Origin of the sequence: Actinoplanes sp. TBRC 11911 (assembly GCF_012933445.1) — a bacterium.
Lineage (GTDB): Bacteria > Actinomycetota > Actinomycetes > Mycobacteriales > Micromonosporaceae > Actinoplanes.
On the sequence record NZ_JABBNC010000021.1, the window covers coordinates 38,041 to 58,995 of the forward strand.

A 20,955-nucleotide genomic window follows, 5' to 3' on the forward strand; every position below is an offset into this window, starting at 1 on the left:
GATGCCGCTGGTCGAGACGCTGCCGGTGGGCGCGGACACGGCGCAGTGGACGGTCTGGGGCACCACGGCCCGGATCGTGCTGACCGACCCGGCCCTGGTGGCGCCCGCCGCCGCGCTGGTCCGGGCCGAACTCGACGCGGTCGACGCGGCGTGCAGCCGCTTCCGGGACGACTCCGAGCTGAGCCGGGCGTGCCGGGCGGGCCGGGCGCGGGTCAGCCCGCTGCTGGCGACGCTCCTCGAGGCCGCGCTCCGGGCGGCCGGGCAGACCGACGGCGACGTCAGCCCCACCGTGGGTAACGCGATGAGCGCACTCGGCTACGACCGCGACTTCGCCGCCGTCCGGGAGCGAAAGATACGGGTCTTCCCCAGCGCCGACTGGCGCGACGTGCACCTGGACGGCAACGAGCTGACCGTGCCCGACGGCGTCCGGCTGGATCTCGGCGCGACCGCCAAGGCCGTGGCCGCGGACCGGGCCGCGGCCCTCGTCGCGGACCGGCTCGGCACCGGCGTGCTGGTCGCGCTCGGCGGGGACATCGCCACCGCGGGCCCGGCCCCGGCCGGCGGGTGGCGGGTGCTGGTGCAGGACCGGCCCGGCGATCCGCGGTGCACGGTCGCGATTCCGGCCGGCGCCGCGCTCGCCACCTCCAGCACCGTCTCCCGCGCGTGGGGCGACCTGCACCACATCCTCGACCCGCGCACCGGGCACCCGGCGGCGACCGGGTGGCGGACCGTGTCCGTGGTCGCGCCCACCTGTTTGCTTGCCAACACATTGAGCACCGCCGCGATCGTGCGCGGCGAGGGCGCGACCCGGCTGCTCGCCGGGGTGCCGAGCCGTCTGGTGACCCGCGACCGCGCGGTCCTCAGGCTGGGCGGCTGGCCGGCATGACCTCCGACGCGCTCTGGTTCGTGGGTCGCGGCAGCGGCGTCATCTCGCTGGTGCTGCTGACCGTGGTGGTCGCGCTCGGCATCGGCGCACGCTCCGGCCGGACGCCGTTCGACCTGCCCCGCTTCGCGGTCAACCTGCTGCACCGCAACGCCGCGCTGACCGCGATCGTGTTCCTGGCCGCGCACATCATCAGCCTGCTCATCGACCCGCTGGCCCCGATCACGATCTTCGACGCCATCTTCCCGTTCTCCAGCACCTACCGCCCGTTCTGGCAGGGCCTCGGCACGCTCGGCATGGAACTGATGGCCGCGATCCTGCTGACCACCCTGTTCCGGCATCGGCTGGGCGCCCGCGGCTGGCGGGCCGTGCACTGGCTGGCCTACCTGTGCTGGCCGGTCGCGCTCGCGCACGGCCTGGGCACCGGCTCCGACAACAACACCTGGTGGCTGTGGGCCATCACGATGATCTGCCTGGCCGCCGTGGCCGCGGCCGTCTTCTGGCGCGTCAGCCCGCGTTTCGACCCACCGCGTCGCCGGGTAGCCGTGCGGCCGTTCGAGGAGGTCCGATGACCACCGTCGCGGAACCTCGCCTGCTCGGCGAGCCCGTCGAGGCGTACGTGCCCAAACTGGATCCGAAGCAGGTGATCGACCTGGCCCGCCAGGCCGGTCTGACCGGACGCGGCGGCGCCGGTTTCCCGGTGGGGCGCAAGCTGGCGGCGGTGGCCGCGACCGGACGGCCGGCCATGGTGATCGCGAACGGCGCCGAGGGCGAGCCGGGTAGCGAGAAGGACCGCTACCTGCTGACCCACCAGCCGCATCTAGTTCTCGACGGCCTCCAGCTGGTCGCCCGGGCATGCCACGCCTCGGCCCTTTTCCTGTACGCCCCGCCCGCCGCGCTCGAACCGGTGCGGCGGGCGCTGTGGGACCGTCGTCGCGAGGCCGTCTCGGTCCGGCTGGCGCCCGCGCCGTCGACTTTCGTCGCGGGGGAGGCGTCCGCGGCCGCGGCGGCCGTGGTGGGCGGCGGGGCGATCCCGGCCGACAAGATGGTGCGGCTGGCCAAGCGTGAGATGCCGACGCTGGTCCAGAACGTGGAGACGCTCGCGCACCTGGCCCTGGTCGCACGGCACGGCGCCGAGTGGTTCCGCACGCGCGGGACGCAGGACGAGCCGGGGACGTTCCTCGCCACCGTCGGTGGTGCGGTCGTCAACCCCCAGGTCGTCGAGGCCGGGTACGGGGTGCCGCTGGGGGAGCTGCTCGCGGCAGCCGGCGGACCGTCCGGACCGTTGTCGGCGGTGCTGGTCGGCGGCTACCACGGCGGCTGGGTGCCGGCCGATCCGGAGCTGCCGGTCAGCCGGGCCGGGCTGGACTCCTACGGTGCGACCCCGGGCGCGGGCGTCGTGACCGCGCTGCCGGCGTCGTCGTGCGGGCTGCGCGAGACCGCCCGGATCGTGGAGTACCTCGCCGGGCAGGTGTCCGGTCAGTGCGGGCCGTGTCTGAACGGGCTGCCGCGAATGGCGTCGGCGCTGTCCGACCTGGCCCATCACCGCATCTGGCTGGGCATGACGAGCGAGGTGGACAGGCTGCGCGGGCTCGTGACGGGCCGCGGCGCGTGCCATCATCCGGACGCGACAGCGCGGCTGATCGGCAGCGCGATGCGGATGTTCCACGAGGACGTGACCGCACACCTCAAGGGCGAATGCGTGGCGCGATGAGACTGCACATCGACCGGACCGCCTGCGACGGACGCGGCCTGTGCGCCGAACTGCTGCCCGAGCTGCTGGAGTCCGACGAGTGGGGCTTTCCGATGGCGCGCGGCTCGTCCGGCGTACCGGAGGAACTGACGCGCGCGGCCCGCCGCGCCGTCGACCGCTGCCCCAAGCTGGCGTTCCACCTGGCTCCCGGCTCATAGCCTGGCCGGACCCCTGGCCGGGGATTCGGCCAGGGGTCCGCGTGCCGATCAGCCCAGGTACTTCTCCCACGGGCCGGTGATCGCGAGGGTGATGCCGGGAACCTGGATGTTGACGAAGAGGATCTTGCCGTCCGGCGAGAACGTCGGGCCGGTGAACTCGGAGTAGGTCGGCGAGCCGTTCGACGTGCCGTTGCTGATCATGTTGCGGGCGATCGCGTACGTCGGTCCGCCCGGCACCGAGCTGAGCACGTGCGAGGCGCGCACCCCGTCCTCGGCGAGCACGAGCGTGCCCCACGGCGTGACGGTCACGTTGTCCGGGCCGTCGAAGGTGAGGTCGGCGTACTTCGGCGCGGCGCCCTCGCTCTCCGCGGCCGGGTTGTGCGGGAAGTAGGTGACCAGCGTGATCGTCTGGTCCGCGTAGTCGTAGAACCAGACCATGCCGTCGTGTTTGGTGGCGTCCGCGGGCAGGTCGCTGGCACCGAACGCGAAGCTGTTCACGATGTACGCGCCCTTGCTGGTGCTCCAGACGCCCTCGAACTTCTTGCCGCGGGTGACGGTGCCGTCGGCGAACTGGGCGCGGGTCGGCTGCGTCCGGGCGTCCCGGTCCGGCACCTCGATCCAGGTCACCTTGAACGGGCGGCCCAGCTGCGCCGAGGTCAGATACGCCACGTCCGGCAGGATGCTGCCGTCGTCCAGCCGGATCTGCATCGCCTCGAGCGTGCCGGCGGTGTCGCTCAGCGAGCTCGCCAGGCCCGGGCCCAGCCGCCGGCCGCTGGGGGCCGACCACCGGTAGAACAGGCCGTTCGGGCCGCTGGCGTCCTCGGAGAGGTACACGCGCTTGAGGTCCGGCTCCACCGCGAGCGCCTCGTGCTCGTACCGGCCGAACGCCTTGATCGGCTTGGGCACCTGACGCTTCGACTCGCTCCGCGTGACCTCGAAGACGTAGCCGTGGTCCTTCTGGTAGACGCCGGACTGCCCGCCGGCGGTCCAGGCGGTGCCCGCGTTGATGAAGGTTTCCTCGCAGGTGAGCCAGGTGCCCCACGGGGTGACGCCGCCCGCGCAGTTCCGCACGGTGCCGGAGATCCCGACCCATTCGCTCTTGGTCCGGCCGTTGCGGTCGGTGACGATCACCGTGCAGCCGCCGGCGTTCGGCGCACCCGGGTCGTAGACCGTGCCGGCGATGTGCGGGACGCCGAAGGCCGACATGTGCGGCGTCATCTCGTGGTTCTGGATGATGGTCAGCTTGTCGTGGTCGGCGTCCACCACGCCGGTGCCGTCGTGGAAGGCGGGCGTCTTGCCCTGACCGAACGACATGTCCGTCGAACCCTCACGGGTGACGATCCGGTACGAGAAACCGGCCGGTAACGCGAGGATGCCGTTCGGGTCGTCCCGTAACGGCGGAAACGGGCGGCTTTCCGACGACGAGTGTCCGTGGTGGCCGGACGAGGCGGCGGCCGGCTCGGCGAGGCTCGGCAGCACCCCCGCCACGGTGAGACCGACACCGGCCGCGGTCCCACCGGTGAGTACCTGGCGACGACTTACAGTCATGCGAGCACGCTCCCAGGAATTAGCTAGATCTAAATAGATGAGTCCCCAGGCAGCGTCGGAGCCTGCCACGACGGGTACGGAGACGTACGGTGAACATACCGTGGCAGGGAGGTTACGTTCGCTTTCGCCGTCCACTATTGACGGTTGGTGATGGCCGCCAGGAACGCGTCGGTTTCCGTGGCCGTTCCCGCGGTGACTCGCAGCCACGCGTCGAGGCCGACGTCGCGGATGAGTACGCCTCGGTCGAGCATCCGCTGCCACACCCGTTTCTGGTCGCCGCCGACCTCGAACAGCACGAAGTTGGCGTCGCTGTCGGCCACCTTGGTGCCGCGCTCACGAAGCGTGGCGACGATCCGGTCTCGCTGCTGTTTGATCGCGTCCACCGTGGCCAGCAACGCGGGAGCCTGCCCCAGGGCCGCGCGGGCGGCGGCCTGGGTGAGGCTGCTCAGGTGGTACGGCAGCCGGACGAGTTGCACGGCGCCGACCACGTCGGGATCGGCGGCGAAATAGCCCAGCCGGCCGCCGGCGAAACCGAACGCCTTGCTCATCGTGCGGGTCACCACGAGATTGCGGTGATGGGGCAGGAGCGTGAGCGCACTTTTCGTGCCGGACCGAGCGAACTCAAAATACGCCTCGTCGACGAGCACCATCCCTTTCGTCTCGCCCAGAACCGCGTCGATCACCGCCGGGTCGAGCGCGGTCCCGGTCGGATTGTTCGGCGAACACAGAAACACGACATCCGGGCGGTGTTCCTTGAGCTGCGCCACCGCCACGTCGGGGGTCAGGCCGAAATCGGGGTTGCGGTGGGCGCCGATCCAGCGGGTGCCGGTGCCCCGGGCCAGCAGCGGGTACATCGAATACGACGGACCGAACCCGAGTGCCGTACGCCCCGGCCCGCCAAACGTCTGCAGGAGTTGTTGCTGGATCTCGTTGGAGCCGTTGGCCGCCCACACGTTCGCCGCGGTCACGCCGTGACCGAGGTAGCGCGCCAGATCGGTGCGCAGGCCCACCGCGTCACGATCCGGGTAGCGGTTGAGGTCGCGCATCTCGGCCCGCACGGCTTCGGCGACGGCCTCGACGACCGCGTCCGGCAGGGCGTACGAGTTCTCGTTGGTGTTCAACCGCACCGGTACGTCGATCTGCGGGGCACCGTACGGGGATTGGCCTTTGAGGTCGTCGCGGATCGGGAGATCGTCAATCATCGCCATTCCTGATTCTCGTTCGTGCCGAGGCGGCTCCGTTATAGCTCGCGATCCGGAATGCCGGCCGACAGGTGCACGCGGGAATGACAGTTAATTGACATGGTCGACGATGTTGACGCAGTTGCGGCGGTGCAGCACGCCCACCGGATCACGCTCGGGCGTGACCGCGGAGTGCGCCCCTTGCCGCTCGGGACAGCCACGTTCTCACTATTTGGCCATGCCTATCCGCATCGTGAGCGACCATCCAAACAGGACGGTGTATTTGCCAAGATTGGCCTGCTTTGTGACGCCGGTTTCTTGCGCGTCTTCGAGACCTTGGAGAGTTACGCCCACATACGAGCCTTAACTCTCCAAGGTTACAAAAAGCGCCGGAAAGCGCCTCGGCGAGGAGGCGCCAAATGGGGTCAAGAGTGACGAACGGGGCGCTCTCAAGGGCGCGGCGCGTGGTTTGCGCGTGCCGGGCGGTGAGTGCTGGCCGCCGCGACGGGCGGCAGGCAAGCGTGACCAGACGCGCCGCCCGCATGGCTGCCAAGCGCGCCCATCCACGAAGCGCAACAGAAGGCAGGCACCCGGGAGCGGGCGGCGGGAGCGCGGCGCCCGCGCCGGCGCCCGCGCCGCCGAAATATTGCGAAATAGCGGCACGGACGGGATGACTGGGTGTGGCTCCCGACACGAATTCGACACCTTGCCGTCATTTTGCGTTTCCCGCCCGTAGCCTTTAATGCTGCCCCGGGCGGCTTCAGCGCCGCACGCCTGGCCGACCTTTGGAGATGGAGTACGCCCGGTGACCGCGACGACTGATCCGCGAATTATCGACCTGCCCGCGATCACCTTCGCACCCGAAGCCCCGGCGGCCCCAGGCGGCCCAGGCGGTTCGGGCGCCCCGGAAGCGCCGGACGCAGCGAACGCCACGGACGCCCCGGAAACCCCCGCGATCTTCCGCTCCCGCTCGGTCCCGATCCGCCGCACCCTGGTCGACGTCCTCGACGCCACGATCGAGGCCCACCCCACCGCGCACGCGATCGACACCGCCGGCACCCCCCTGACCTACCGCGACCTAGCCGACCGCATCGACGACCTCCGATCGACCCTCGCCGCCCACGGCATCGGCGTCGGCGACCGCGTCGGCATCCGCGTCTCCTCCGGCACCGCCGACCTCTACCTCGCGATCCTCGGCGTCCTAGCGGCCGGCGCCGCCTACGTCCCGGTCGACGCCGACGACCCGGAGGAACGCGCCGAGCTCGTCTTCGCCGAGGCCGCCGTCTGTGCCGTCCTCGGCGACAACCTCACCGTGTCGATGCGCCGTACCCCCGGGGGGCGCCCAGGACGGCCCGGACCCTCCGACGACGCCTGGATCATCTTCACCTCGGGTTCCACCGGCACCCCGAAGGGTGTCGCCGTCTCGCACGGTGCCGCCGCCGCCTTCGTCGACGCCGAGGCGCAGCTCTTCCTGGCCGACGACGAGGCGATCGGCCCGCACGACCGGGTCCTCGCGGGGCTGTCGGTGGCCTTCGACGCGTCCTGCGAGGAGATGTGGCTCGCCTGGCGCAACGGCGCCTGCCTGGTGCCCGCCGCGCGCTCCCTGGTCCGCAGCGGCGTCGACCTGGGCCCGTGGCTGGCCGAGCAGCGCATCACCGTCGTCTCCACCGTGCCCACGCTGGCCGCGTTGTGGCCGGTCGAGGCGCTCGAGGACGTCCGGCTGCTGATCTTCGGCGGCGAGGCGTGCCCGCCCGAGCTGGCCGAGCGGCTGGCCGTCGAGGGGCGCGAGGTCTGGAACACGTACGGCCCGACCGAGGCCACCGTCGTCGCCTGCGCCGCGCGGCTGACCGGCGAGGGACCGGTGCGCATCGGGCTGCCGCTGGCCGGTTGGGAGCTGGCCGTGGTCGATGCCGCCGGCGCGCCGGTTGCGATGGGCGAGACCGGTGAGCTGGTCATCGGCGGGGTCGGCCTGGCCCGCTACCTGGACGCCGCGAAGGACGCCGAGAAGTTCGCGCCGCTGCCCGCGCTGGACTGGCGGCGGGCGTACCGCAGCGGCGACATCGTGCGCGCCGAGCCGGCCGGACTGTTGTTCCTCGGCCGCGGTGACGAGCAGGTCAAGCTCGGCGGCCGCCGGATCGAACTGGGTGAGGTCGACGCCGCGCTGCAGGCGCTGCCCGGGGTGGCCGGTGCCGCCGCCGCGGTGAAACGGACCGTCGCGGGCAACCAGCTGCTGGTCGGTTACGTCGTGGCGCGCGACGGCTTCGACACCGCGGCCGCGTCGCTGCGGATCCGCGAGCAGCTCCCGGCCGCGCTCGTGCCGCTGCTGGCCGTGGTGGCGGAGCTGCCGACGCGTACCTCGGGAAAGGTTGATCGCGCGGCACTGCCCTGGCCGCTGGTCACCGCCGGCGTCGCGCAGGCCGAGCTGACCGCGGGGGAGGAATGGCTGGCCGGCGGCTGGGAGGAGATCCTCGGCGTACGCCCCGCCGAGCCGGGCGCCGACTTCTTCTCCAGCGGCGGCAGCAGCCTCAACGCGGCGCAGCTCGTCGCGTGGATCCGCCGGAGCTACCCCCGGGTGTCGGTCGCTGACGTCTATCAGAACCCGCGACTGTCGCAGATGGCCACCGTGGTCGAGGGGCTCGGCACCGAGGCGACGGTCCGCCGCGACGTGCGGCCCGTCCCGCGTCGTGCGGGGCTGATCCAGGCGCTGCTGATGCTGCCGATGCTCGTGCTCGTCGGACTGCGCTGGCTCACCGTCCTCGCGGCGCTCGGCAACCTTCTCGCCGTGCCGTCGGTGCCGCACGTCTCCTGGTGGTGGATCGCGGCGAGCTGGGTGCTGCTGTCCAGCCCGGCCGGCCGGATCGCCATCGCGGCCGGCGGCGCCCGGCTGCTGCTGCGCGGCGTACGCCCCGGCGACCACCCGCGTGGCGGCAGCGTGCACCTGCGGCTGTGGGCGGCCGAGCGGCTCGCCGAGCTGACCGGCGCGACCGGTGTCGCCGGGGCGGGCTGGATGATCACCTACGCCAAGGCGCTGGGCGCCCGGATCTCCCCGGACGTCGACCTGCACTCCGCGCCGCCGGTCACCGGCCTGCTCAAACTTGGTCGCGGCGCGGCGATCGAGCCCGAGGTCGACCTGTCCGGTTACTGGGTGGACGGGGATGTCGTGCGGATCGGCGCGGTGCGGGTCGGCGCCGGCGCGCGGGTCGGCGCCCGCAGCACGCTCATGCCCGGCGCCCGGGTCGGCAAGGGCGCGAAGATCTCGGCCGGCTCGACCGTGACCGGTGCGGTGCCGGCGAACCAGCGATGGGCCGGTTCCCCGGCCGTCCGCGTCGCCGGCAAGGACACCGCGGGCTGGCCGGTGGAACGTCCCACCCGCTCCCGGCTCTGGGTGGCCCTCTACAGCTTTACCGCGCAACTGCTCGGGCTGGTGCCGGTGCTGGCCGCGCTGCCGGCGATCGCTCTGCTCGCCCATCGCCTCTCCCTCGGTGCCGTGCTGTTCGCGGGGCCGGTGGCCTTTGTCTCGTACGCGCTCATGATTCTGCTGGCGGTCCGGGTGCTCAGCATCGGCCTGCGGGCAGGTTTCCACCCCGTCCGCGGGCGGATCGCGTGGCAGGTGTGGACTACCGAACGGCTGATGGCGATGGCCCGGGTCGCGTTGTTCCCGATGTACGCGAGCCTGTTCACGCCGGTCTGGCTGCGCCTGCTCGGCGCCAAGGTGGGACGCGGGGTGGAGGCGTCCACGGTGCTCGCGCTGCCGGCGATGACGACGGTGGACGACGGCGCGTTCCTGGCCGACGACACGATGGTCGCCACCTACGAGCTCAGTCACGGCTGGCTGCGGGTTGCTCCCGCGCGGATCGGCAAGCAGGCGTTCCTCGGCAACTCCGGGATGGCGGCGCCCGGCCGGTCGGTGCCCAAACGCGGCCTGGTCGGGGTGCTGTCGTCCGCGCCGCGCAAGGCGAAGAAGGGCTCGTCGTGGCTCGGCGCCCCGCCGATGCCGTTGCGCCGTACGGTCGAGGCGGCCGACACCAGCCGCACGTTCGCCCCGCCGCTGCGGCTGAAGCTGGCCCGCGCCGCGATCGAACTGTGCCGGGTCGTCCCGGTCGTCCTGGCCGGTGCGCTGGCGGTCCTGGTGCTCGTCGCGCTGGCGCTGATCTGGCGCACGGCCGGCGGCTGGGTGGCCGCGCTGGCCGCCGGTCCGGTGGTGCTGGCCGCCGCGATCGCCGCCGCGCTCACCGCCACAGCCGTGAAGTGGCTGCTGGTGGGCCGGTTCCGGGTCGCCGACCGGGCGCTGTGGACGTCGTTCGTCTGGCGCAACGAGCTCGCCGACACGTTCGTCGAGGTGCTCGCCGCGCCGTGGCTGCTCCGCTTCGCCACCGGCACGCCGTTGCTGACCGTGTGGCTGCGCACACTGGGCGCGAAGATCGGCCGGGGCGTGTGGCTGGAGACGTTCTGGCTCCCCGAGTACGATCTGGTGCGCCTGGGGACGGGCGCCACAGTCAACCGGGGGTGCGTGGTGCAGACCCACCTGTTCCATGATCGGATCATGAGCATGGACGAGGTGAGGTTGGGTCCGGGCGCCACGCTCGGCCCGCACGGGATCGTGCTGCCCGGCGCCAGCATCGGCGCGCGCACCACGGTCGGACCAGGTTCGCTGGTCACCCGCGGTGACGCCGTGCCCGACGACAGTCAATGGCTGGGCAATCCGATCGCGGCCTGGCGATGACCTCGGCCGGTAACGCGTTACCGGGTGCCGACCATTCGTCCGATTCGTACATTCCCGACCACGGTAACGGTGGCTATCGGGTGCTGCACTACGACCTGGACCTCGACGTCCGGGTCGAGTCGAACCGGCTCGCCGGCAAGGCCGTCATCACGGCGCGGGCACTCCAGCGGCTCTCCCGGTTCAGCCTCGACCTCGGCCGCTTCCGGATCGAGCAGGTGCGCGTCGACGGGCAGCCGGCGAAGTTCGACCACCGCTGGGGCAAGCTCCGGATCAAACCGGAGCGCTCGATCGGCTACGGCGCCACCTTCAAAATCGAGATCCGGTACGCCGGGAAGCCGGTGCCCATCTCCGGACGGTGGGGTGAGATCGGCTGGGACGAGCTGACCGACGGCGTGATCGTGGCGAGCCAGCCGAACGGGGCGCCGTCCTGGTTCCCGTGCAACGACCGGCCGGACGACAAGGCGACCTTCCTGGTGGCGGTCACCGCCGCGTCGCCGTACACCGTGCTGGTCACCGGCGACCTGGTCGCGCGCCGCCCGCGGGCGGGCACCAGCACCTGGGTGTACGAGCGGAACGAGCCGACCTCGCCGTACCTGATGAGCGTCCAGATCGGACGGTACGCGATGGTCGAGCTGGGCGCCGGTCAGCGAGCCGCGGTCCCGGCCCGGCTGCGGCAGACCCTGCGGCACGACTTCGGCCGGCACGACCAGATCATGACGGCCCTGCAGCGTCTGTTCGGGCCGTACCCGTTCCGCGAGTACGTCGTGGTGATCGCCGACGACGACCTGGACGACCCGGTCGAGGCGCAGGGCATGGCCGTCTTCGGGCGCAACCACCTGGACGGGCTGCGCACCCACGAGCGGCTGGTCGCGCACGAGCTCGCGCACCAGTGGTTCGGCAACAGCCTCACGGTCGCGGACTGGCGCCACATCTGGCTCAACGAGGGATTCGCCACGTACGCCGAATGGCTGTGGTCGGCCGTCTCCGGTGGCAAGTCGGCGGATACCCACGCGGCCGAATGGCATGCCTGGCTCCGGGACCAGCCGGCCTTCCTGGTCGTCGCGAACCCGGGCGTGGGCCGGATGTTCGACCCGGCGGTCTACAAACGCGGTGCGCTCACCCTGCACGCGTTGCGCGCCCGGATCGGCGAGGAGTCGTTCTTCGCCCTGCTCCGCTCGTGGGTCGCCGAGCACCGGTACCGGACGGTGACCACCGAGCAGTTCCGCGAGCACGCCCGCCGGTTCGCCGCGGAGCCGCTGGACGACCTGTTCACGGCGTGGCTGGACCACCCGGCGCTGCCCGCGCTGCCGCGTACGGGCTGGTGACTACCCGACCCCGGCCGCGAAGATGTGCATGGTCGTCGTCCCCTCCTGCACCGGCACGGCGCCGGCGGAGGGGAGGCGTACGGAGGCAACGGTTTTGCCCGCGGTGAGCGCGACCGAGACGCCGAAGACCGCGGCCGGCTGCTCGTAACGCCCGTCGCCGGACCGGTTCTGGTAGGGCGCGATGACCGCGACCGCCGCGTTCTCGGTGTCGTCCCAGTCGGGTGCCGAGAGCGTGTACGCCTGCGTGGTGCCGTCGGTGTAGGTGATCCGGCCGCTGCCCGCCGCCGCGCCGTAGGATGCCGCCACCAGGAAGGCCAGCCGCCGCCCCGAGCCCGGCACCCCGACCGTCTGACCGGCCGCGATGACGTTGTCCTTACGCCCGGTCCCGGCGCCGGCCGGCCACTTCAGTCCGACACCGCCGACCGTCACCGTGGTCCCGGGCGTCGCGCCGGCCGAGGCGAACGCCTGCGCCGAATAGGTCGCGCCGCCGCCGTCGAAGTTGCCCGCGGTGGTCTGCGAGTCGCTGGTGATCGCCACGTTGTTGAAGGCGGCGGCGAGGGTGTGCGTGGACGGTTTCACCACCGGGGGCGCCTTGGTCACCGGGGGCCGCGTCGTCGTGGTGGCGGCGGGGTTCGAAGCCGCCTGGCTGGGGGGACGGATGCTGGCCGGGGCGGACACCGACGGTTTGGCGCTGGGCGTCTGCCCGGCGACAGGGGATTTAACCGAATTTATCGCATTTTCCGGGGCGCTCGACAGCGCCTCCACCACGACCGTGTCCGGCGAGCCCTGACGAGTGACCACGACGGCCGCGGCGGCTATCGCGGCGATGACCGCGACACCGGCCGCCAGGAGCAGTGCCCGCTTACGTGAGCGCGACGCGGTCGATTCCGGGGGCCCGACGGTGTGCGGCCGGGCACCGGCGGGCGAGGGCTGGGCACCGGAAGCCACCCGGGGCCCCGGCTGCGTCACCCCGTCCGCCGCGTCCCGCAGCAGCTTCTCCGCCTCGTCGCCGCCGGCCCGCTCCTGCGGGTCCTTCGTCAGCAGCGCCCGCAGGGCCGGCGTCAGCACACCGGCGCGGCGCGGCACCGGCGCCGGATCCACCATCAGCGCGGCGAGCGTGGCCATCGGCGAGGATTTCGAGTACGGCGGGCGGCCCTCCACCACGGCGAACAGGGTCGCCCCCAGTGACCACAGGTCGGAGGCGGGCCCGGCAGGTTCGTCCTGGGCCAGTTCCGGGGCCAGATAGGACGGCGACCCGATCACCACGCCGGTGCTGGTCATCGTCGCGTCGCCGGCCAGCGCGGCCAGCCCGAAGTCGGTGAGCACGGCCCGCCCGTCGGCGGTGACCAGAACGTTCGCGGGTTTCACGTCGCGGTGCAGGATGCCCGCCTCGTGCGCGGCCCGCAGCCCGGCGAGCACCTGCAGGCCGAGCCCGGCGGCCCGCCGCGGATCGATCGGCCCTTCCTCGCTGACCACCGTGAACAACGACCGCGACCGGACCAGCTCCATCACGATCCACGGCACGTCGTCCTCGGTGACCACGTCGAAGACGCGCACCACGTTCGGGTGGCTGACCTGCGCGATCGCGCGGGCCTCCCGGATCGCCCGGCGCCGCAGGTCGCCGAGCACCACAGTGGTCAGGCCGTTGGGGGCGATCTCCTTGATCGCGACGGCGCGCCCGAGAAGCTCGTCCCGGGCCTCCCAGACGCGCCCCATGGCGCCTTCGCCGAGCGGACGTCCCAGCCGGTAGCGGCCCGCCAGGAGCTCCCGTGGTTTATCGGACATATCGCCACAGTACCGGACAAAAGCGGACGGGAGAACGCCGAGATCTAGCCATCTCTTGGTCAAACGCTCGCCACGGCCGGAAATTCACGACGAGCCGAAACTTCTTGTGATTCAGGTCGCCTGCCGCAGCCACTCCTCCACCCCGGCAATGTGGACGGTCGCCCACGACCGGGCCAGCTCCGGCGACCGCGCGACCAGAGCGTCGTGGATGGCCTGGTGCTGCTCGCGCGTCTTGGCCATCGCCCCCTCCTGGGTCAGCCCGCGCCAGATCCGGGCCCGGGTGGTCGGCGCGGACAACCCGTCGATCAGCGAGCAGAGCACCGCGTTGCCCGCCCCGGCCGCGATCCGGCGATGAAACTCCAGGTCGTTCGCCACCAGCGCGGACACCGACGGCGCCGTGCTCAGTTCGTCGAGCAGCACCTGCAGCTTCCCGATGTCGGCCACCGACATCCGCTCCGCCGCGAGCGCCGTGGCGGCCGGCTCGAGGATCCGCCGCACCTCGAAGAACTGCAGCACGGTGTCGTCGCGGTGGAAGTCGACCACGAAACTCAACGTGTCCAGCAGCAGCGCGGGATCCAGGCTGGTCACGTACGTGCCGTCGCCCTGCCGGACGTCCAGCACGTTGATCGTCGACAACGCGCGTACCGCCTCGCGCAGGGAGTTGCGCGAGAGGCCGAGCCGTTCCGCCAGGTCGGCCTCTCGCGGCAGGCGGTCACCGGGACCCATCTCACCGGAGGTGATCATCCGCTTTATCTTGTTGATCGCCTCGTCGGTGAGCGCCATCTAACCTCCCAGATCGAATTTCTCCCACGCCCCGATGGCCGCCCGGTTGGCGATCAGCGGTGCGGCCCCGGCGTTCTCCGCCGTCACGTACATATTGTTGGCCGCCGATCTTAGGCTCTCACTTCCGTCCGCGTTACGGATCAGCGCGAACGTCTCCCACGGCCCGACGGTTGCCCGGTTCGCGATCAGTGCCGCCGCCCCGGCGTTCTCGGCACAGACGTACATGCCGCTGGCCCGCGACCGCAGCGCCACATTGCCGCCGCCCAGGTCGACCACGTCGAACCGTTCGGTGGCACCCGCGGTCGCCTTGTTGGCGATCAGCGCCGTGGTCGTGTTCGGCGCCGACACGAACTGGTTGTTCACCAGCGCTTTCAGGGTCGAGCCGGTCGGCTGCGCCACGCCGGTGTCGAACGTGAAGGCGTCCACATCGAACAGGTTGCCCGCACCGCCCTTGAACACCAGATACAACTGGGTGGGACCGGATGGCACGTTCGTCAGCGCGGTGCTGACATCCACGTACGTCTCCCATCCGCCGGTGTTCGCGACGGTCGCCGTGCCGTGCAGCGGTCCGGTCGCCGACCCGCTGCGCACCTCGATCGTCCCGCCCGCGCCGGCCGACGCCACCCGCGCGGTGAACCGGGTCGCCGTGGACAGGTTGTACGGCCGGAACGAGATCCAGTCGCCGTTGTCGATGAACCCGGCCGTCGCGCCGCCCTCGGCGTTCGCGTGCGTCGCGACCTGCACGCCGCCCGACTGGGTGCCGAAGTGCTCACCCTGCCGGTGCCGCGGCTGCAGCGTCCGCTGGCTGGTGCCGGTCAGCCCGCCCTTGTCGGTGTACGAGGCCACGAACACCCCGAAGATGTTCGCCGCGCTGTCGTGCTCGCCGTCGGCCGGCACGGTCAACGTGCCGCTGCAGCCGGTCTTCGAGGTGATCTGGTGCGCGTGGCTGTCGTGCCCGAGCAGGTACGTCACGGTCACCTTAGTGCAGTCGATGGTGCCGTCCTCCGGGTCACTGACCGTCACCGTGAACGGGACCGTGTCGCCGAAGCTGAACAAAGTGCCGTCGGCCGGCGTCGTCAACGTGACGGTCGGCGCGGTGTTGCCGACCGTGATCGGGATGCTGGCCGTGCCGCTCAGCCCGGTCGGGTCGGTCACCCGCAGTGTCGCGGTGAAATTCCCATTGCTCCCGTACGTCTTGACGGGGTTGGCCGCCGTCGAGGAGGTCCCGTCACCGAACGTCCACAGGTAGCTCAGCGCCCCGCCTTCCGGGTCACTGCTCCCGGCCGACGAGAAGGTGACGGTAAGCGGACTCGGCCCGGACGTCTTGTTCGCCGTCGCCACCGCCACCGGGCTGCGGTTGCCACCCCCGATGTACTCGATCCGGTACAGCGCCTGATTGTTCGCCCCGGTCCCGTAGTCGAGCACGTACAACGCGCCGTCCGGCCCGAACGCCATGTCCATCACCTGCGTGCCGGACCACGGGAAGCCGCTGATCTCGCCGTACGTGCCGTTGCTGTTGACCTGGATCGCCTTGATCCAGCGGCGGCCGTACTCACCGGCGAAGTACCGGCCGTCCAGCGACTGCGGGAACTTGACCGCCGAGTTCAGCGCCGCGTCGTACCGGTAGACCGGGCCGCCCATCGGGGACTCCGATCCACCGCCGAACTCCGGGGGCGTCGAGTCGAAGCCGTACCGGATCCAGGCGGGCTTCGCGGCGGGCAGCGTCGGCAGGCCGGTGTTGCGGAACGAGTTGTTCGTCGGCCCGCCGGCACAGTTGTACTTGGCTGCGGACGGCCCGGACGGGAACGTGTACTCGTTGTAGGTCTCGGCGGTCGAGTTGCCGCCGGTGCAGTACGGCCAGCCGTAGAAGCCGGGCGCGGTGATCCGGTCGAACTCGACCTGCCCGCCGGGCCCGCGGTTCGCATCGGCGGCGCCCGCGTCCGGCCCGTAGTCGCCGAGGTAGACGATGCCGGTCGGCTTGTCCACGCTCATCCGGAACGGGTTACGGAAGCCCATCGCGTAGATCTCCGGGCGGGTGTTCGCGGTGCCCGGCGCGAACATGTTGCCGGCCGGGATCGTGTACGTGCCGTTCGCCTGCGGCTTGATCCGCAGCACCTTGCCGCGCAGGTCGTTCGTGTTCGCCGCGGAGCGCTGCGCGTCGAACTGCGGGTTGCGGTTGGTGCGCTCGTCGATCGGGGTGAACGCCTGCGACTCGAACGGGTTGGTGTCGTCGCCGGTGGTCAGATACAGGTTGCCGGCCGCGTCGAAGTCGAGGTCGCCGCCGACGTGGCAGCACTGGCCGCGGTCGTTGTCCACGGTCATCACGACGACTTGACTGGACATGTTGATGGTGTCGTCCGCGTTGAGCGTGAACCGGGACAGGTTGAGATGACCCTTCCACGCGTTGAAGTCGGCCGCCGTGCCGGTGGTCGGCGCGTCCCCGGCCGGGGTGCTCAGGGGTGGCGAGTAGTAGAGATAGATCCAGCGGTTGCTGGCGAAGTTAGGATCGACCGCGACACCTTGCAGCCCTTCCTCGTCGTGCGTGTAGACCGGGATGTTCGCGGCCACCTTGGTGTTGCCCGCCGCGTCGGTGACCCGCACGGTGCCGTTGCGCGCGGTGTGGATGACCGAGCGGTTCGGCAGCACCGCCAGCGACATGGCCTCACCGAGCTCGGCGCTGCCGCTGGCCAGCGACACTTGCTGGTAGTCCGCGGCGGGGATGTCCGCGGCTTCGGAAACGGTGGCCACGGCGACCGCGCCGGTGACGCCGAGGAGCAGCGCGGCCAGATACTTGGACAGACGCATGGTCATCCTCCGGTGACGAGGTCGAACTTCTCCCACGGGCCGATCGCGGTGCGGTTGGCGATGAGCGCGGACGCACCCGCGTTCTCCGCCGTGACGTAACGGTTGTTGACCGTCGCGCGGAAGCTGACCGTGCCGTCGCTGTTGGTGATCCGGGTGAACGTCTCCCAGGACCCGACGGCGGCGCGGTTGGCGATCAGCGGGTTGTTGCCGCTGTTCTCGGCACAGACGTACTGGCCGGTCGCCTTGGACCGCAGCGCGACGTTGCTCCCGGTCAGCGGCACGATGTCGAAGCGCTCGGCGGCCGTCGACGCCGTGGTCGCGCTGGCGATCAGGTTGCCGGCCGCGGTGCTGACGAACTTGTTGTTCGCCTTCGAGCGCAGCGCGGTGCCGGCCGGGACCGGGTTGGTGCGCGGCGTGCAGTCCGCGGTCACCGCGCCGCCGGCGAAGCGGATCCCGCCCAGGAGCAGCCGGGTGAAGTTCGCATCCGCGTACGACTCCTGGGTGTGCCCGAGCCCGGTGTAGAAGGCGCGGCCACCCTGGTAGTTCTGGCACCACGTGATCGGGTGGTCGCCGGCCATCGAGCCACCCGAGTACGTGCTTTCGTCGAGGCTGAGCAGCACGCGGACGTTCGCGCGGGGATTGGCGCGGTAGTTGTACCACTCGTCGGTGCGGACCCACGCCGCCGGCAGATGTGCCGTCGCCGGATTGGTGGCGTCCTCGACGCGTACCGTGGCCTGTTGAATTGCCGGATGTGAATTGAAGTAGGCGCCGACCAGCCCGCCGTACCAGGGCCAGTCGTATTCGGTGTCGGCCGCCGCGTGCACGCCGACGTAACCGCCGCCGGCCGCGATGTACGACTGGAACGCGGTCTGCTGCGTCGCGTTCAGCACGTCGCCGGTGGTGGAGAGCCAGACCACCGCCTGGTACTGCGCCAGATTGGCGGTGGTGAATTGGCCGGCGTCCTCGGTGGCCGTCACCGAGAAGCCGTTCTGGCTGCCGAGCGTCTGGATCGCGGCGATGCCGGCGGGGATGGCGTCGTGCCGGAAACCGGCGGTCTTCGAGAAGACCAGAACCTTGGTGACGGGTGCCGCCGCCGGCGCGGGGATCGCCGGCGCGGCGATGAGGAGGAGGACGAGGGCGGACAGGACGGTGGTGAGGCGTCGCAGCATGGGGGCTGACTCCTTACCCGTTGACGAGCGTAAATTTCTCCCAGGGACCGATGGCGTCCCTGTTCGCGATCAGCGCGGCGGCGCCACTGTTCTCGGCCACCACGTATTTGTTGTTGACCGTCGCCCGGAGGCTGATCGTGCCGTCGCTGTTGCTGATCCGGGCGAACGTCTCCCACGGGCCGACCGCGGTGCGGTTGGCGATGAGCGGGTTGGCGCCGGCGTTCTCGGCGCAGACATACATATTGTTGGCTCTCGATCGCAGTGCCACGTTGCCGCCGCCCAGGTCGACCAGGTCGAAGCGCTCGTTCGCGCCGATCGCCGTCGCGCTGGCAATGAGCGGGCTGTTGCTCGGCGCGCTGACATATTGGTTGTTGGCCTGGGCGAGCAGCGCGGTGCCACCACCGCCGCCGGTCGCGGTGCCGAGCCCGAGCGTGGACGCGGTGCCGCTCAGCGACTTGACGTTCTGGTTGGCGGTGCCGGTGAGCGTCGTCGAGGCGTACGAGGAAAGGGGTTTGGCGGTTCTCTCCACGACGTAATTGGTGCCGGCCGCGGTCGCGAAACTGACCTCACCGGTCGAAACCGTCGTGAGAATCGCGTTGTCGGAGGTGCGGCGCACCCGGATCTGCTGGGTGCCCCACGGGTTGACCACGCGGGCCTGCTTGCCGAACTGGCTACGGATCCCGACGTATTTGGTCTCGCCGGCCTCCCGTTCGGAGCTGACCACGAAGCCGTCCTTGGCGAGCAGGCTGAACTTGCCGACGAAATTGCTGTCGTTCGGGATGGCCGGGAACACCCGGATCTTGTCGTTGTAGGACTGCATCAGCGACTCGTTCATCGCGGCCAGGTGGATGCCGAGATACTCGAACACGCCGTTGGTGTTGTTCGTCATCCCGTTCGGATAATTCTGGTATTTCTGCAGCATGGTCCGCATTCCCTGGTACGCCTGTTCGCCGAGGCCGAGCCGTGCGGCGTGCACGTGGTCGTTCGCCCAGACGTTGCCGTACGGGAACGGGCGCACGTTCCAGGTATTGACCGCGGTCTGCGTGTCGGGATAACCGATGCCGGTCTGGTCGTACGGCCAGACGAGCTCCAGGGCCACGTTCTCGCCGTTACGGATCTGCGCCGTGGGCGGGTCGTGCGGCAGGTAGGCGCCGTTGCTGACCTGGTACGGCGCGAGGTTGTTCAGCACGTCCTGCCAACCGGCCCGGAGATTGTCGTCGACGCCGAGCTGGGTGGAGACCGCGATGGTGAGGGGGAACAACAGGCGGACGGCGGCCAGATCGGTCAGGGCGTTCTTGACATCCCAGTACGTCTCGTGCGCGTTCGAGCTCGCCATGTAGTACTGGGATCCGTTGCGCGACAGGCGGTTCTGATAGAAGCGAACCGAGTCCTTCATGTACGGATAGGCGACGTTCTGCAGATACGCGGTGTCATTCGTGTACCGGTAGTACTGGTACATGTTGTACGCGGCCTCGGTGCCGGTCGAGTAGATGTCGTTGACGAAATCGCTGCCGACAGTGCCGCGCGCGTTGCCGTCCCAGCCCATCGTCTCCGGCACCCAGAGCGAATCGGTGTTGTATCGCGTCTGGGTGTACGCCTTGAGCGCGTTCGTGTTCCGCGAGTAGAGGTTGTTGAACGTCTTCATCAGGTCGGCGTGGTTGGACGCGTAGAACGAGTTGTAGACGTCGCGCTGATTCCAGTACCAGTAGCCGTTGCTCCATTTGGAGTTGTCCTGGGTCGCCCGGAACACCCCGTTGATGAAATGCACCGGATAGTTCCCGTAACCACCCGCCGCGATCATGTAGGTCGCCAGGTAGTAGACGTTCTCCAGATAGTCGGATCCGCCGGCGTTGTACTGCACGAAGCTCTTGGCCCAGAAGCTGTGCCACCAGTTCTTGTAGCTGGTCAGCGTGCTCGCGTAGCCGGTCTGTTTGACCGCCGCGAGCTGGTTGCGCGCCTGCTGAACCGAGTTGCGGCTCGGCGCGTTGATCCGGCTCGCCGCCGTGAACCAGATGGTGTAGCTCGACGACGGCGTGATGGTCAGCCGCACGCGGGTGCCGTTCACGGCCTGCGCGGTGTAGGCGGCGCCTTCGACGGTCGCCGCGAATGTGTAGCCGAATCCGTTCGCGTCGGTCTGCCCGCGGCTGAGCCCGGCGCCGGTCGAGTCGGCGTACGTGCTGACCGTGCGCCACGTGTTCAGGTCGGGCACGTCGGCGATGTTCTGCACCGTGTTCATGTCCCACAGGCTCAGGTCGAGCGCGACGGTGCCGGTCGCGGCGCTCCCGTCCACGTGCACGCCCATCACCTCGGAGTTCGGGGCGCCCATCACGGTGACGGTGCGGTTGTTGTCGTACGTGGTGGTCAGCGTGCCGTCGTACAGGGAAAGCCGTTGCTGGGACGACGTGCCGGCCAGCGCGAGATTGAGGTTCCCGGCCGCGTACGTCGACTGCTCGGCCAGATCCACCCCGGACACCTGCATGGTCAGCCCGTTCTGGGCCCACGCCATCGCGCCGGTGCGGCCGTTGCCGACCGTCAGCCCGTACAGGGGATTGGTGTTGGGGCGGTTGTAGACGATGTCGTGCTTCGACAGGTAGCCGGCGTAGTCGACGTTCAGCGCGCCGGTGCTCGAGTTGAACGCCGCGTCGGTGGGGGCGGCGCTCGCGGGGGAGGGGTGGGCGACGAGGAGACCGGCGATCAGAAGGCCGGCCGCCGCCATGCGGAACGCTCTCATGACGGAAGGCTTAACATGGGATGTCTGCCGCAGTCAATTGTTGGGCATCGATGTCTCGCGGAGTGGGTAAAAGCGCTCGCATGCTGCTTGATTCGGCCGTGATCAAGTTTT

The 20,955-nt window shown here is 70.4% G+C and carries 13 protein-coding genes; 6 read left to right on the plus strand and 7 right to left on the minus strand.

Going from position 1 to position 20,955, the window contains the following annotated elements; all coding sequences use genetic code 11:
• Window position 1 precedes the first annotated feature (1 nt).
• The 4 genes from HH310_RS25785 to HH310_RS25800 are packed head-to-tail and all read left to right on the plus strand — an operon-like array spanning window position 2 to window position 2,794.
• Window positions 2–886, plus strand: coding sequence for an FAD:protein FMN transferase (locus HH310_RS25785; protein ID WP_169178231.1), 885 nt, complete (start codon window positions 2–4; stop codon window positions 884–886).
• Window positions 883–1,455, plus strand: coding sequence for a ferric reductase-like transmembrane domain-containing protein (locus HH310_RS25790; protein WP_169178232.1), 573 nt, complete (start codon window positions 883–885; stop codon window positions 1,453–1,455). The genes HH310_RS25785 and HH310_RS25790 overlap by 4 nt, the downstream gene beginning before the upstream one ends.
• Complete coding sequence (locus HH310_RS25795) at window positions 1,452–2,597, plus strand: NADH-ubiquinone oxidoreductase-F iron-sulfur binding region domain-containing protein (RefSeq protein WP_169178233.1); 1,146 nt, start codon at window positions 1,452–1,454, stop codon at window positions 2,595–2,597. Before HH310_RS25790 ends, HH310_RS25795 begins: the two co-directional genes overlap by 4 nt.
• The gene (locus HH310_RS25800) at window positions 2,594–2,794 is read left to right on the plus strand and encodes a ferredoxin (RefSeq protein ID WP_211192635.1); all 201 of its coding nucleotides are present in this window, start codon (window positions 2,594–2,596) and stop codon (window positions 2,792–2,794) included. Before HH310_RS25795 ends, HH310_RS25800 begins: the two co-directional genes overlap by 4 nt.
• Before the next feature lie 48 nt (window positions 2,795–2,842).
• Here HH310_RS25800 and HH310_RS25805 read toward each other — a convergent pair whose 3' ends face one another.
• On the minus strand, window positions 2,843–4,342 hold the full coding sequence (locus HH310_RS25805; RefSeq protein ID WP_169178235.1) for an alkaline phosphatase PhoX: 1,500 nt from the start codon (window positions 4,340–4,342) through the stop codon (window positions 2,843–2,845).
• A gap of 134 nt (window positions 4,343–4,476) precedes the next feature.
• The gene (locus HH310_RS25810) at window positions 4,477–5,550 is read right to left on the minus strand and encodes a histidinol-phosphate transaminase (RefSeq protein WP_169178236.1); all 1,074 of its coding nucleotides are present in this window, start codon (window positions 5,548–5,550) and stop codon (window positions 4,477–4,479) included.
• Window positions 5,551–6,478: 928 nt separating this feature from the next.
• Here HH310_RS25810 and HH310_RS25815 point away from each other — a divergent pair.
• Window positions 6,479–10,246 carry a Pls/PosA family non-ribosomal peptide synthetase gene (locus HH310_RS25815; RefSeq protein WP_169178311.1) on the plus strand — a complete coding sequence of 1,256 codons (3,768 nt, stop codon included), beginning with the start codon at window positions 6,479–6,481 and terminating at the stop codon, window positions 10,244–10,246.
• Window positions 10,213–11,571: a M1 family metallopeptidase gene (locus HH310_RS25820; RefSeq protein WP_248294411.1), complete on the plus strand. Its 1,359-nt coding sequence runs from the start codon at window positions 10,213–10,215 to the stop codon at window positions 11,569–11,571. Before HH310_RS25815 ends, HH310_RS25820 begins: the two co-directional genes overlap by 34 nt.
• Here HH310_RS25820 and HH310_RS25825 read toward each other — a convergent pair whose 3' ends face one another.
• The 5 genes from HH310_RS25825 to HH310_RS25845 all read right to left on the minus strand — a co-directional run bounded on the left by HH310_RS25825 (window position 11,572) and on the right by HH310_RS25845 (window position 20,844).
• Window positions 11,572–13,356, minus strand: a complete 1,785-nt coding sequence (locus HH310_RS25825) for a serine/threonine-protein kinase (RefSeq protein ID WP_169178237.1) — start codon at window positions 13,354–13,356, stop codon at window positions 11,572–11,574.
• A 111-nt stretch (window positions 13,357–13,467) separates the two neighbouring features.
• Window positions 13,468–14,139 carry a FadR/GntR family transcriptional regulator gene (locus tag HH310_RS25830; RefSeq protein WP_169178238.1) on the minus strand — a complete coding sequence of 224 codons (672 nt, stop codon included), beginning with the start codon at window positions 14,137–14,139 and terminating at the stop codon, window positions 13,468–13,470.
• A complete protein-coding gene (locus HH310_RS25835; protein WP_169178239.1) occupies window positions 14,140–16,950 on the minus strand; it encodes a PQQ-dependent sugar dehydrogenase in 2,811 nt (936 codons plus the stop codon). It abuts the gene before it with no gap.
• The gene (locus tag HH310_RS25840; RefSeq protein WP_169178240.1) at window positions 16,947–18,113 is read right to left on the minus strand and encodes a ThuA domain-containing protein; all 1,167 of its coding nucleotides are present in this window, start codon (window positions 18,111–18,113) and stop codon (window positions 16,947–16,949) included. The genes HH310_RS25835 and HH310_RS25840 overlap by 4 nt, the downstream gene beginning before the upstream one ends.
• 13 nt (window positions 18,114–18,126) lie before the next feature.
• Window positions 18,127–20,844: a glycosyl hydrolase family 95 catalytic domain-containing protein gene (locus HH310_RS25845; RefSeq protein ID WP_169178241.1), complete on the minus strand. Its 2,718-nt coding sequence runs from the start codon at window positions 20,842–20,844 to the stop codon at window positions 18,127–18,129.
• Between the last annotated feature and the right edge of the window lie 111 nt (window positions 20,845–20,955).

Bases quoted from the DNA above. Each gene is read 5' to 3' on its own strand.
- HH310_RS25810 (WP_169178236.1), bottom strand. From the start codon at position 5,550: ATGGCGATGATTGACGATCTCCCGATCCGCGACGACCTCAAAGGCCAA.
- HH310_RS25790 (WP_169178232.1), top strand. From the start codon at position 883: ATGACCTCCGACGCGCTCTGGTTCGTGGGTCGCGGCAGCGGCGTCATC.
- HH310_RS25795 (WP_169178233.1), top strand. From the start codon at position 1,452: ATGACCACCGTCGCGGAACCTCGCCTGCTCGGCGAGCCCGTCGAGGCG.
- HH310_RS25840 (WP_169178240.1), bottom strand. From the start codon at position 18,113: ATGCTGCGACGCCTCACCACCGTCCTGTCCGCCCTCGTCCTCCTCCTC.
- HH310_RS25825 (WP_169178237.1), bottom strand. From the start codon at position 13,356: ATGTCCGATAAACCACGGGAGCTCCTGGCGGGCCGCTACCGGCTGGGA.
- HH310_RS25845 (WP_169178241.1), bottom strand. From the start codon at position 20,844: ATGAGAGCGTTCCGCATGGCGGCGGCCGGCCTTCTGATCGCCGGTCTC.
- HH310_RS25835 (WP_169178239.1), bottom strand. From the start codon at position 16,950: ATGACCATGCGTCTGTCCAAGTATCTGGCCGCGCTGCTCCTCGGCGTC.
- HH310_RS25805 (WP_169178235.1), bottom strand. From the start codon at position 4,342: ATGACTGTAAGTCGTCGCCAGGTACTCACCGGTGGGACCGCGGCCGGT.
- HH310_RS25830 (WP_169178238.1), bottom strand. From the start codon at position 14,139: ATGGCGCTCACCGACGAGGCGATCAACAAGATAAAGCGGATGATCACC.
- HH310_RS25800 (WP_211192635.1), top strand. From the start codon at position 2,594: ATGAGACTGCACATCGACCGGACCGCCTGCGACGGACGCGGCCTGTGC.
- HH310_RS25820 (WP_248294411.1), top strand. From the start codon at position 10,213: ATGGCTGGGCAATCCGATCGCGGCCTGGCGATGACCTCGGCCGGTAAC.
- HH310_RS25785 (WP_169178231.1), top strand. From the start codon at position 2: ATGCCGCTGGTCGAGACGCTGCCGGTGGGCGCGGACACGGCGCAGTGG.